Origin of the sequence: Bacteroides eggerthii (genome assembly GCF_025146565.1) — a bacterium.
GTDB lineage: Bacteria > Bacteroidota > Bacteroidia > Bacteroidales > Bacteroidaceae > Bacteroides > Bacteroides eggerthii.
This window is the reverse complement of record NZ_CP102258.1, coordinates 4,151,302-4,164,394: the sequence shown is the minus strand read 5'-3', so window position 1 is coordinate 4,164,394 and position 13,093 is coordinate 4,151,302. Positions and strand designations below refer to the sequence as shown.

Genomic DNA, 13,093 nt, shown 5'->3' with positions numbered 1-13,093 from the left:
TTTATGGTGATCGGACCTATGTAAAAATGAAGCATTTCTTGAGGGTGGCTGATACTTCATCTTGCAGCTTTCGGGCGTTGAGTGGTTTGGACATATAACCTGTGAATCCGCTTTCCATTATTTTTTGTTTGTCCGAAGCATAGGCGTATGCCGTAACTGCGATGATTGGTATGCTTTTCGATAACTCTCGTATCTGGTGAGTAGCTTCATATCCGTTCATATTGGGCATATTGATATCCATTAGGATGAGGTTTGGATGATGAAGGGAATATAGCTCGACTGCTTCTTTTCCGTCGCGTGCATGAATTAGTTGAAAATCTTTTTGCAAAATGGAATGAAAGAGCCGGTAATTGCTTTCGTCATCTTCAGCTATAAGTATGGTTATTTGTTTGTCTTTGGAGAGTTCAGATAGTTCAACGGGCTTGTCTGTACTTTCATTTGCGGTGCCTGTATGGTAGGGAAGTGTAAACCAGAAAGTACTTCCATTTCCTACTTTGGAGTCTACTCCTATTTCCCCGCCCATGGCATCTACTATGCTTTTGCATATAGAAAGGCCCAATCCGGTTCCCTGCGCAAAGTTATTCAGCTTAATGAAACGTTCAAAAATTTTATCTTGTTTTTCTGCCGGAATACCGCATCCTGTATCGGTTACATAAAAATAGATTTTCTCTTTTTGCAGTTTGTAACCGAAGGTGATTTTACCTTTTTGTGTGAACTTAATGGCATTGTTCAGTAAGTTGATGATGATTTGAGACAGGCGGTTACGTTCGGTAATCACCCAACAGTTGTCACTGTCCGGGATCATTTCAAGGCATACATCCGGAGAGGTAATGCGCATAAGGGCGGTGCTTTCCAACTCATTCATTAAAACATTCAGATCAAGGCTGGAATAGTTGAAGTCCAGTGAACTGGCTTCAATTTTGGCAATGTCCAATACGTCGCTGATAAGTTGCAGAAGTAGTTGGTTGTTGTTCTCTATAATATTGATATATTCACTTTTTTCTTCCTCTTCTTCCGCTGTGGCTAGTATGGAGGAGAAGCCTACGATTGCGTTGAGTGGCGTACGTATTTCGTGGCTCATGTTTGCAAGGAAAGCTGACTTCAGCCGGTCTGATTCTTCGGCGCGGTTTTTGGCATTTATGAGTTCCTGTTCGTTCCGCTTGCGGTCGGTAATGATAAGTAGGGATCCGATGAGTGAGATAGGATGTCCCTGTTCATTCCTCTGTTCCACTACGGCGCGCGCCTCTACCCAGTTGATGTATTCTTTGCCATTTTTTTTGATGACGGTGCGGAACTCTTCTTTCAGTGCCTTTACTCTGCCTAAGATGAGTGCTTGGTAGTCGTCTCTTATCCGTTCTGCATCATCAGGGTGTATGTTGTTGAAGTAGTCGGCTTCGTGGATAATCCGTACTCCTCGTTCATCCTTTACACCGGTGGCAAGTTCGAAAGGAGAACGGTTGGCATCACAGGTGATGGCATGCTTCTGCAGGTCCCAATGCCAAGGGATGATATGTGCGATGTCTAGTGCCAATGCCAGTTTATTGTTGGCGGCTCGTAACAATTCCTGTGTCTGGTGTAGGGTAGTGGTATTTACGCCAAAAATGTCTATTAGATTTTCCTCAGCGGCTTGACGTATTATTACCTCATAGAAGGCGTTCTGCTCTTCAAAATAGTAGGTGAATACAATCGACCTTCTTTCTTGAAAAACAATTCTGGCAAATTGCATAAAATACTCTTCCGTCTGGTGAGGAAACATGCTTGAATTGACTTGTTCCTGCTTTTGCTTGGAGCAAAATAACTCTTTGAACAAGATGTTGGCATTGATGTAGCGCATGCTTTCGGGAATACCATTTTCATTGAACATTACCTGTTCCTGCACGTAGAATACGGGCATGTTCTCAAGAAGCTTGTTATGGCTTCTTAACAACATGATTTCTTTCTGCTGAAATTTATGTTTTATGTATGAGACGATGCCCAGTACTGAAAGAATCAACAGGCAGATGCTAATTTGTAACTTATATCGTTGCCATAGCGTGGGCGGTTTGTTGATAAATAGGGTGTTGGGTGGGCAAAGCTTTTCTGACATCCCCCGTTGTTTCAGTGCATTATAATCAATAACGGGATAGCTCTTTTCGGGAGTATAGAATGGGATGTCTCGCGCTTCTCTTCCGTTGATGATACTACGAAGGCATTGCAACAAGTGCTTTATGGTGGCATCATTGTCGTAGAAGTATCCTCCGATGAAACCGCCTTCTGCGAGGAAGGACTCTCTTAGTGTAAAAACTCCTTTATTGGCCGACATAATGAAACGATAATCTTCCGTTGACATTGTGATGAGATGTCCCAACAGATTCTCCCTTACGCAGAACCAGGAACCGAATAACATTCCTACGGTAGGGTCTTCATTGGTCAGCAGATACTTTCTCAAGTTTGGTACTGCAGGGTTGGAATTGGGATAGATGCGTTTATACTCAATGTTCGGGTAGCTGGATGATAGGTAACTTTTAATCTCTTTTTCGTGTATCCTGTTGATGAAAAGTTTGTCAGCGGCAAAAATAAATGTTTTTATGCCGGGCTGTATCTTCATCATCATGTCAATGGTTTCCTTGCAATAAGTAGGGCATAGTATGAAAGTGAAATTATATTTGTCTTTGAGCCCTGAGATGGAAAAGATGGAGTCTTTCGGTATTTCTGCCGATTCATACTCCGGATAGTTATACCGGGGCGAGGTGTAGCTATCCCGTCCGGCACACAAAATGATGGGGATATCTCCCCATTCTTCCTTGATTCTGTCACGTAAAGTAAACGCCATGTTGCCTATCAGTACGACAGAGTGGGGTTTGGTGTTTTCATAGCGTTGGAATAACGTGTTTACGGAATGCTGGTAAAGGGAGTCGTTTTTAATAAGAATGGAGTGCAAGTGGCTCACATAGGCACTGGTGTTCGACATTTTCCCCACTTCTTGCATAATGGGCACGATAATACTGTTACTCCATGCGGCTTGTTCGTTATATGAATTGATGATCAGAAGGTTATGGGAACTTTTATTCGATAGGGCGAATATAGGTTGAATGAAAAGTAAGCATAAGCAGAGGCTATGGATTTTTTTGAGTATCGGTGTGCTCATAGTATGTAGGTTTGTTGTTATTGTCGGTGATGTGTGTATCTTCTCTGAAGCACCTCTGTTGGTGTTGAAAGCCGGATTGCGGAATATGGATCCTATTTCCGAGCAATGTGTTTTGAAAAAGGTGTCAAGACTAAAACTTGCTATTAATAGCCTGGTTTAGTTTTGACACCTTGGATATAGTTGGTTATTTACAGTCTTGCCCGAATAGCTTTGGATTCTTCTTCGTAACCCGGTTTGTTCAATAGGGCGAACATGTTTTTCTTGTAAGCCTCGACACCCGGTTGGTTGAATGGATTGACACCCAAAAGATAGCCACTGATACCGCATGCTTTTTCAAAGAAATACAGCAGTCCGCCGATACTTTCTTCATTCAATGCAGGGATGACGATGCGTATGTTGGGTACGCCACCGTCTACGTGGGCCAACTGTGTTCCTAATTCTGCCATTTTGTTGACTTCATCCACACGTTTGCCGGCGAGGAAATTCAGTCCGTCCAAATTCTGGGCATCACTTGGAACTTCCAGTTTATGGTTGGTTTTTTCCACTGAAATTACAGTTTCGTAAATGGTGCGTTCGCCTTCCTGAATCCATTGCCCCATAGAATGTAGGTCGGTGGAGAAATCTACGGCTGCCGGGAAAATACCCTTGTTTTCTTTACCTTCGGATTCTCCATAAAGCTGTTTCCACCATTCGCTTACATAATGCAGTTTGGGGTTGAAGTTTACGAGAATTTCAATTTTCTTGTCATGCTTATAAAGCTCGTTGCGGGTGGCTGCATAAATAGCTGCCGGATTTTCAGCAAATGGAACGTCCTTTCCGCAAAGCTTTTCCATGGCCGTTGCGCCGGCTACCAGCTTTTCAATATCGAAACCTGCTACTGCGATGGGTAACAGGCCTACCGGGGTAAGTACAGAGAAACGTCCGCCTACATTATCGGGAATGATGAAAGATTTGTAACCTTCATTGTCTGCCGTAACACGAGCAGCGCCTTTCTTGGCATCTGTAATGGCAACGATGACTTTTTTTGCCATGTCTTTACCGCGTTGGTCTTCGCATTGCTTTTTCAGTAGGCGGAAAGCCAAAGCCGTTTCAGTTGTGGTTCCTGATTTGGAGATATTGATAACACCGAATTTCTTATCTTGCAAGTATTCGGTAAGTTCATACAAATAATCTTCACCGATGTTGTGTCCTGCATACAGAATAACCGGAGTGGATTTCTTGTCTTGCAACCAAGTGAAACTGTTTGACAAAGCCTCGATAACGGCACGTGCACCGAGGTAGCTCCCGCCAATTCCGGCAACGACCACTACTTCACAGTTATCACGCAATACTTGTGCGGTAGCTTTCAAGTCAGCCAGATGTTCTTGTGTGATGGAAGAGGGGAGATGTAACCAGCCTAAAAAGTCATTACCCTTACCAGTACCATTTTCCAATGCATCCTGTGCGGCTTTTACTTGAGATTCGTAGGCGAAAACGTTTTCTTTGGAAATGAATCCAAGAGTCTTTTCAATGTTCAAACTAATCATAATATTATAGATTTTAAATACTGTATTTCGTCTGCCCTGTCTCTTCCCGCATTATTATTAGCGGAAAGAGTCGGTCAGTAACTTAATTTCAATCATTGGTGAGATACGCTCATATAAAATGTTATACACAGCATCCAATATCGGCATATTCACGTGATAGTGCTTATTGATCTCCTTGATACACTTGGTTCCGTAGTAACCTTCGGCTATCATTTCCATCTCAATTTGAGCGCTTTTTACGGAATATCCTTTTCCTATCATCGTACCGAACGTGCGGTTGCGGCTGAAATTGGAATATCCTGTCACCAGCATATCACCCAAATAAACAGAATCACTGATACTTCTGTTCAATGGATGGACGGTTTGGAGAAAACGGTTCATTTCCTGTATGGCGTTGGACATGAGTACAGCCTGGAAGTTATCGCCGTATTTCAAGCCGCTGCATATACCGGCGGCAATGGCATATACATTTTTGAGTACAGAGCCATACTCAATACCGGCTACATCATTACTGACGGAGGTCTTGATGAATGAACTGGCCAAACGGCGGGCAAATTTGTCCGCTTTGTCTATGTCGGGACAGGCTATCGTCAGATAGGAGAGACGTTCAAGTGCAACTTCTTCTGCGTGGCAGGGACCCGCCAGCACAGCAATGTTTTCGGTCGGCACACCGTATTCCTTCGTGAAGTATTCCGACACGATCATGTTGTCGTCAGGTACGATACCTTTAATAGCTGTGATGATGAATTTGTCTTTGATTTTTGTCTTCAGCTTCTTCAAATGAGCTTTCAGATAAGGAGAAGGAGTGACAAAGATTAGTGTATCTGACTCCTTGACTACATCGTTGATGTTTGAATTGAAATTGATACGTTTTGTATCGAACTTGACGCCCGTCAAATAGGCAGGGTTGTGACCAAGCCGCTTAAAATCGGCAATGCGGTCATCACGCCGCATATACCAATTTATAGTGTCCTCTTGAGCCAATACCATTTTGGCAATGGCAGTGGCCCAACTTCCTCCGCCCATAATGGCTATTTTACCGGGTAGCTTCATTTCTTAGATTTTCTCAACCCAACCTTCTACATCTTTCACAGTCGGATTTGCCAGTTCTAATTTATATTTTTTATTGATGCCGCAAATGTCCATGTGCAACTTCTGCGGATTTACGTCTTTCATGTCACCAACCATGTTGTAGCCTGCCTTCTGAATGACTGCAACCCATTCTTCAGGGATACCCAGTTCCATAAATTTGGCAGGCGCGTCTTTCGGAGTTACCTTTTCAGGGCGCATCTGCGGGAAGAACAACACTTCCTGAATAAACGGCTGACCAGTCATCAACATAGTCAGACGGTCTATACCGATACCGATACCCGATGTCGGAGGCATACCGTATTGCAATGCTTTCAAGAAATCCTGGTCGATGAACATAGCTTCGTCATCGCCCTTTTCACTTAGTTTCAGTTGTTCTTTGAAGCGTTCTTCCTGATCGATAGGATCGTTCAGCTCGCTGTATGCGTTTGCCAGTTCTTTGCCGTTCACCATCAGCTCGAAGCGTTCGGTCAGTCCCGGTTTGCTGCGGTGCATTTTGGTCAGCGGACTCATTTCCACCGGGTAATCGGTGATGAATGTAGGCTGTATGAATGTACCTTCACAGAATTCACCGAAGATTTCGTCTATCAGCTTGCCTTTGCCCATGGTATCGTCAATTTCCATTTTCAGTTCGCGGCATATCTGACGGATTTCCTCTTCGCTCTTGCCGTTGAGGTCATAGCCGGTCTTTTCCTTGATGGCATCCAAGATAGGCAAGCGGCGGTAAGGAGCCTTGAAACTGATGGTCTTGCCGTCAATCGTTGTTTCCGTTCCTCCGTTTACAGCAATGCAAATACGCTCAAGCAGCTTCTCGGTGAAGCCCATCATCCAATTGTAATCTTTATATTGCACATACAATTCCACGCAAGTGAATTCCGGGTTATGGTTCTTGTCCATACCTTCGTTGCGGAAGTTTTTTCCGATTTCGTACACACCTTCAAAACCGCCTACGATTAGTCTTTTCAGGTAAAGCTCGGTGGCGATACGCAGGTAGAGATCCATATCTAGTGAGTTATGGTGTGTAGTGAAAGGACGAGCACTTGCTCCGCCGGGAATGGATTGGAGAATCGGTGTTTCCACTTCCGTATAGCCGGCTTCATCCAGTGCGGCGCGCATAGTCCTGATAATTGTGGCACGCTTTTGAAATGTTTCTTTAACACCGTCGTTTACAATGAGGTCAACGTAACGTTGGCGGTAACGCAATTCCGGATCGTCAAAAGAGTCGTAAGCTACACCGTCCTTATATTTTACGATAGGTAGCGGTTTGATGCTCTTGGCAAGTACGGTTAGCTTCTGGGCATGGATGCTGATTTCACCCATTTGGGTGCGGAATACAAAGCCTTCAATGCCGATGAAGTCACCTAAATCAAGCAAGCGTTTGAATACGGTATTATACATTTCCTTATCTTCGTCCGGGCAGATGTCATCGCGGGTAATATATACTTGGATACGTCCTTTTGAGTCCTGTAATTCAATAAAAGAGGCTTTTCCCATAACACGACGGCTCATGATGCGTCCGGCTACAGATACGTGGCGCGGTTCGGCGTCGTCTTTAAATTCATCTTTGATATCGGTAGAGAAAGCGTTGGTTACATACTCTGCTGCGGGATAGGGCTCGATGCCCATCGCGCGAAGTTCATTCATGCTGTTGCGACGAATGATTTCTTGTTCACTTAGTTCTAATACGTTCATTTCGCTATAATTCACTCAATTTGGGGACAAAAATACGAAACATTTTTCAGAAAGCGAATCTTTAGAGGAATTTATTCGTCGCATAGCTTGTGTACTCTGTGGAACGTTTTTTGCTCACCTGCCGAATTTTGAGTACATTTGCGCCCTCAAAAAAAGGTAAAAAGTATGGTAGGACAAAAAACTCCCACAGCGTTGGGTACAGAGAATATCGGAAAATTATTGATGCAGTATGCTGTACCGGCAATCATTGCTATGACAGCATCTTCCTTATATAACATGGTAGACAGTATCTTCATCGGGCATGGTGTGGGCACAATGGCTATTTCGGGATTGGCATTGACCTTTCCTTTAATGAACCTTGCGGCGGCTTTCGGGTCGTTGGTGGGCGTGGGAGCTGCTACATTGATCTCTGTCAAGCTTGGGCAGAAAGACTACGATACTGCGCAGCGCGTCTTGGGCAATGTGTTTGTATTGAATATTCTGCTTGGAGTGGCTTTTACGGTGATAGTCATGGATTTTCTTGATCCTATCCTTTACTTTTTCGGTGGCAGTGACGAGACGGTGGGGTATGCACGTGACTATATGTATATTATCCTTCTTGGGAATACTATTACGCATCTCTATCTGGGATTGAACGCGGTACTGCGTTCTTCGGGGCATCCACAGAAGGCCATGTATGCCACTATCGCTACGGTGATTATTAATACGATACTTGACCCCGTATTTATTTACGGTTTTGGCTGGGGTATTCGCGGAGCAGCGATCGCAACGATTGTGGCGCAGATTATATCGTTGATGTGGCAGCTTTGGATATTCAGCAGTAAAGAAGAACTGTTACATTTTCATCGTGGTATTTTCCGGTTGAAACGTAAAATTGTTTTTGATTCGTTGGCCATTGGCATGTCTCCGTTTTTGATGAACATGGCGGCATGCTTCATCGTGATTCTTATTAATCAAGGATTGAAGAAGTATGGCGGTGACTTGGCTATCGGTGCTTTTGGTATCGTCAATCGGCTGGTCTTCATTATCGTGATGATTGTAATGGGATTAAACCAGGGAATGCAACCTATTGCAGGCTATAATTTTGGAGCCAAACAATATGAACGTGTTACCAAGACATTGAAACTGACGATTATCTATGCTACCGGGGTGACGACTTTCGGCTTTATTATAGGAATGTTGTTTTCGGATACGGTAGTCGGTATTTTTACATCGGATGCCGAACTTATAGAGCTCTCGGCAAAGGGGTTGCGCATTGTGGTGATGTTCTTCCCTATTATCGGCTTTCAAATGGTTACGGCTAATTTCTTCCAAAGTATAGGAATGGCGAGTAAGGCGATATTTCTTTCCCTTACCCGCCAAATGGTAGTGTTGCTCCCTTGTCTGTTGATTTTACCTCGCTTTTTCGGTGCAGCAGGAGTTTGGTATAGCATGCCTATCTCCGATCTGCTGGCCAGTCTGATAGCGGGGACAATGCTGGTGTGGCAATTTCGAAAATTTAGGGTACAGGCTCAAGGGAGATGACAACGTTGTTGCCCAGCTTATCAGTTTGGAAGCGGAACCATGGGTCTGCGTCCATGATTCAGTTTCAATCCTAATTTATAGGATTCGGGGCCATGCAGGTCCTTTATATTCATCTCACCGAGGTTGACCAAAATGCCGCGTGCCATTAGCCCGGCATCTTCATTTGCTTTGCGAGGAAGAATTTCGGCCTTCTCTTTCAGGTCTGCCAGATGAGTGCGGATGGCAGGTTGCATAGTTTTGTCCAAGGACAAACATTCCAGTAAAGAGTAACCGACTTTTCTGTCAGCTTCTTTTGCCGGATGATTTAGACGCTCGATGCCTTTGGATGTTTCTCCCAAATAGGCTGCAGCATAGGCTGCTTCGCAGGCTATATATGGGTCGGCATCGTTCATCAGGGTAAGCAAGGTTGGAGGACAAACTTGTAACTCTCCTTTGATTCCAAGTTGCGCTAAACCTACGGATGCCCAATAACGCATTTCCGGGTATTGGCTGGATAATGCTTTCTCGAATACAGAGGCATCGCTTGCTTTAGCTGTACCGGCTAACTCTACAAGGTTATATAGTTCATTCAAGGGATATTTTTCTTTGCGCACTTTGTCGTATAATGTTGTATTTACGCGGGAAGTGGGCATGAAAAATCCTAAATCTTTTGTAGAACGGATATGGTCAGAAAGGGCTTTACGCATTTTTGCCAGGACTTCCGCATATTCGGGAGAGTCGGATAAATTATGTAGTTCGCCTGGATCTTTTTCAAGGTCGAACAACATTTCGGCCGGGTGGGCGTTGAAAGTTTGTGCCCAGTCGGGATTGGTATTGTGACCGCCTAATACCAACGTGTCCCATGCCTTATTGGACGGCATACCCCATTGATAATAATTGCGCAGGGCAAATTGACGATAGGGGATATAGCTACGGATGTATTTGAAACGTCCGTCGGTGGCGGCACGTACAGGCATAAAATGATGTAGTTGGTTGGCAGCCAGAGCAAACTGAATTTCCCGTTTTTCATCGGATGCATATTTCCCGTATAAAGCTTTGCCTTGCATGTGCTTAGGCGGTTTTACTCCCGCAAGACTAAGTACGGTAGGGCCTAAATCGGTGAAGTTCACCAAAGAATATTCTTTACCGGATGCTTTCTTTCCAGCCAGATGTTGCCATTTGGGTGGAAAGTAGGCTATCATGGGGACTCTCAAACCGCTTTCATATAAATATCCTTTGCCGCGCGGGACGCAACCGCCATGATCGCTGAAGAAGAAGATAATCGTATTGTCGTCCAATCCCTTTTCTTTCAGATCTTTCAGAAAAAATCCCAACCAAGTGTCTACATCCTGTACGGCTTCCAGGTGGCCGGCATAGTCGGAACGCACTTCGGGCAAGTCGGGTACGTAGGAAGGCAGGGTGAGAAGCTCAGGATAAATACCTTCCGTTGTATAATCTCTTCGTCCATCAGTGTGGAAAGTACGGATACGTCCCATGTGTGAGGTCACTGTGTTATACACAGCGAAGAATGGTTGGTCTTTACCGCGTTTAGTACTGTTGTAGGATGCTTTAGGGGTACATTCGTCCCAACAACTTTTATTGTCTGTGGTGGAGTTGTAATGCGTTTTGCTGTTGTTAGTGCAATAATATCCGGCTTCCCGTAGCCATTGAGGGAAGAATATGTTTTCCGGAGTGTCGTATGGAACCGGATGGACATCCATTCCGTAGCTTGAGGAGTAGCAGCCGGTGATAAGTGACGAGCGTGCAGCAGAACTTTGCGGAGCCACTGACCATGCGTTCATAAATTGTATGCCATGAACGGCTAGACTATCCGCATTTGGGGTGTGTACGCCTTTATTACCATAACAACCGAATTCGTAAGCGCTGGTATCTTCAAAAGTAAGCCAAAGAATATTGGGCCTTTCATCCTTTTTGTTGTCTGCAGCATCAGCCTGGACGGCATTCAGCCCGCAAAAAGCAGTACACATGAGTAAAGGTAAGTTTTTCATGTTATATTTAGTTTTTTAGTAACGGTTGCTAAGATAGGGCATTTGCTCTGATAAGCATGCCTGATGTGTTTAAAAAACTGCCAATATTGTTTTGGCATACAAATATTCAACAAAATTGATGAAGATTCAACAAAATTATGGAATCGGTAAACGTATGTTGTGGTGTATTGGAGAAAATAACGGCAATATGTTGCCGGAATGTTCTATTTTTGAAAAATGAATCTGATAATACTAAATAATATGAGAAACATTTTTTTTGTGGCGTTTGTGTTTGCGCTCTCTTTCTCGGGACGAGTATGTGCCGGAAATCCTGTTTATTCTGATAAATCCCTGCGTAATGATGCGGAAAAACTGTTGATGGAGTGGGTAGATACTCTGCTGACTTACCAATGTGAAGGATTGCATCCTGCGCTTGACGGAGGTTTTCTTTGTCCTGCCTGCGCTCGTATTCATGGGCGGATAGGAGATACGGTTCTCCCTCTGATGTATTTAGCGCACAAAACCGGCGATGATAAATATTTGCTTGCCGCCAAGAAGCTTATGAAATGGATGGAGAATGTGCATCGTCCGGATGGTTCATGGATGAACGATGTACATGTGTCAGACTGGAGTGGAACGACTGTATTTGCGGCTATCGCTTTATATGAGGCAGTGCATTATCATGGGCATTTGCTGGATGATTCTACCTGTAATCATTGGAAAAAACAATTGTTGGAAGCTGGCGAATTTATGATGAAGAATCCTCAGATGTACAGTCGCCGTATGCAGGGGAACATGAAGCGCTTGAATAATGTGAACTATTCAGCCTCGGTGACATATGCCTTGCAGGCTCTTGGCGAGATGTTTAACCGTCCGGATTTCAAGGAAGAAGCCCGGATTGTGGCTTCGGATTTGAAGAAATTTTTTACAGTAAACGACTTTTTTTTATACGGTGAAGGACCTAAGATATGGACACCTACTAAGAATGGCTGTCTTCCTGTGGATTTAGGCTATAATATAGAAGAGTCTTTGCCTAATCTGGCCTATTATGCGCTTATGGTGAACGACCGGGAACTGCTCTCTATTGTGGAACGTTCCATGAATACTCACTTGGAATTTATGTTGCCTGATGGTGCGTGGGATAATAGTTGGGGGACACGCAGTTTTAAGTGGACATATTGGGGCGGACGTACGAGCGATGGTTTCATGGGTGGTTATTATGCTATGGCAGAACAACACCCGGAGTATCTGGAAGCTATTCGGCGCAATATACGATTACTGAAGAAATCGACAAATAACGGATTGCTTCATGCCGGACGTGATTATCAGGCTTCGGGAATTCCGGCTTGTATTCATCATACTTTTGGTCATGCCAAGGCTCTGACCGCTTTTCTTGAGCTTCCACCTGTCAAAGCACCACAATACAAGTCACTGCCACGCGATAATGCTTATGGAGTGAAGTATTTCCAAGATATTCGTACTTGGCTGGTTGCAGAAGGATCATGGCGTTCCACGTGTACCGGTTTTGATGCTGAATATAAGGTAAAGGGCACTCACCCGATGGGAGGAGCTGTTTCTCTGTTGTGGCACGAACAGGCCGGTCCGGTCTTTGCCGCTACAACAAACCGGTATGCTCTGATAGAAGCGCCTAATATGCAGAGTAATAGCAGAAAGTATATAATGAGTGGAACACCGCGGGTTGAAATGGTACAGTATGGAACTATTTATAGTAATTTGGATGACTTGGATACGGATATTGTTTATACTCAAGAGAAAGATAAGCATCGTTTCCATATCAATACTCATTTGGTGGACGCTGACCAGCAGACACCGGTTCAGGGGGCGTTTCCTGTGACTTTGGATTATGTGTACTCCAAACAGGGCATGTCGATAGTAGTGGATTATTGTCCTTTGACAGCCTGCCTTGTTTTGCCGGTCATTGCCGCACCTTCAGAGGTAGTGGATATTACCTCGAAAGGCATGCTTCTTCAGAAAAAAGAGGGCGTATTGGAAATAATCTGCGTGAATGGCATGTTGAAGGTAGCTCCGACAGATGAAGATGGTCGAATATTTAATCCTGTACCCGGTTTCTCTTTTGTTCCTTTACAGATATTTCCTGAGGGGGAGAATAAGAAAATTCAAATTGAAATCACATATAATTAATATAT

Annotated in this window: 7 protein-coding genes; 2 read left to right on the top strand and 5 right to left on the bottom strand. The window is 44.1% G+C overall.

Annotated features, from left to right (window positions below; genetic code table 11):
* Positions 1-16: 16 nt before the first annotated feature.
* From NQ546_RS17170 to lysS, 4 genes are all read right to left on the bottom strand, one after another.
* A complete protein-coding gene (locus NQ546_RS17170) occupies positions 17-2,950 on the bottom strand; it encodes a hybrid sensor histidine kinase/response regulator (RefSeq protein ID WP_239463463.1) in 2,934 nt (977 codons plus the stop codon).
* Between the two features lie 365 nt (positions 2,951-3,315).
* Entirely contained in the window at positions 3,316-4,653 is a 1,338-nt protein-coding gene (locus NQ546_RS17165; RefSeq protein WP_004288498.1) for a glucose-6-phosphate isomerase, read from the bottom strand.
* A 57-nt stretch (positions 4,654-4,710) separates the two neighbouring features.
* Positions 4,711-5,706 (bottom strand): NAD(P)H-dependent glycerol-3-phosphate dehydrogenase, encoded by a 996-nt coding sequence (locus tag NQ546_RS17160; protein WP_004288499.1) that lies wholly within the window; start codon positions 5,704-5,706, stop codon positions 4,711-4,713.
* A 3-nt stretch (positions 5,707-5,709) separates the two neighbouring features.
* Positions 5,710-7,434 (bottom strand): lysine--tRNA ligase, encoded by a 1,725-nt coding sequence (lysS, locus tag NQ546_RS17155; RefSeq protein WP_004288500.1) that lies wholly within the window; start codon positions 7,432-7,434, stop codon positions 5,710-5,712.
* 165 nt (positions 7,435-7,599) lie between these two features.
* On the opposite strand from lysS, the gene NQ546_RS17150 reads away from it, so the two are divergent.
* A complete protein-coding gene (locus tag NQ546_RS17150; protein WP_004288501.1) occupies positions 7,600-8,958 on the top strand; it encodes an MATE family efflux transporter in 1,359 nt (452 codons plus the stop codon).
* A gap of 20 nt (positions 8,959-8,978) precedes the next feature.
* Here NQ546_RS17150 and NQ546_RS17145 read toward each other — a convergent pair whose 3' ends face one another.
* Positions 8,979-10,946 carry a sulfatase family protein gene (locus NQ546_RS17145; protein WP_004288502.1) on the bottom strand — a complete coding sequence of 656 codons (1,968 nt, stop codon included), beginning with the start codon at positions 10,944-10,946 and terminating at the stop codon, positions 8,979-8,981.
* A 240-nt stretch (positions 10,947-11,186) separates the two neighbouring features.
* On the opposite strand from NQ546_RS17145, the gene NQ546_RS17140 reads away from it, so the two are divergent.
* Positions 11,187-13,088 (top strand): prenyltransferase/squalene oxidase repeat-containing protein, encoded by a 1,902-nt coding sequence (locus NQ546_RS17140; RefSeq protein WP_039952907.1) that lies wholly within the window; start codon positions 11,187-11,189, stop codon positions 13,086-13,088.
* Positions 13,089-13,093: the final 5 nt, after the last annotated feature.

Excerpts from the sequence above, each read along its gene's own strand:
- NQ546_RS17170 (WP_239463463.1), bottom strand. The coding sequence starts at position 2,950 with ATGTCGAACACCAGTGCCTATGTGAGCCACTTGCACTCCATTCTTATT.
- NQ546_RS17165 (WP_004288498.1), bottom strand. The coding sequence starts at position 4,653 with ATGATTAGTTTGAACATTGAAAAGACTCTTGGATTCATTTCCAAAGAA.
- NQ546_RS17160 (WP_004288499.1), bottom strand. The coding sequence starts at position 5,706 with ATGAAGCTACCCGGTAAAATAGCCATTATGGGCGGAGGAAGTTGGGCC.
- lysS (WP_004288500.1), bottom strand. The coding sequence starts at position 7,434 with ATGAACGTATTAGAACTAAGTGAACAAGAAATCATTCGTCGCAACAGC.
- NQ546_RS17150 (WP_004288501.1), top strand. The coding sequence starts at position 7,600 with ATGGTAGGACAAAAAACTCCCACAGCGTTGGGTACAGAGAATATCGGA.
- NQ546_RS17145 (WP_004288502.1), bottom strand. The coding sequence starts at position 10,946 with ATGAAAAACTTACCTTTACTCATGTGTACTGCTTTTTGCGGGCTGAAT.
- NQ546_RS17140 (WP_039952907.1), top strand. The coding sequence starts at position 11,187 with ATGAGAAACATTTTTTTTGTGGCGTTTGTGTTTGCGCTCTCTTTCTCG.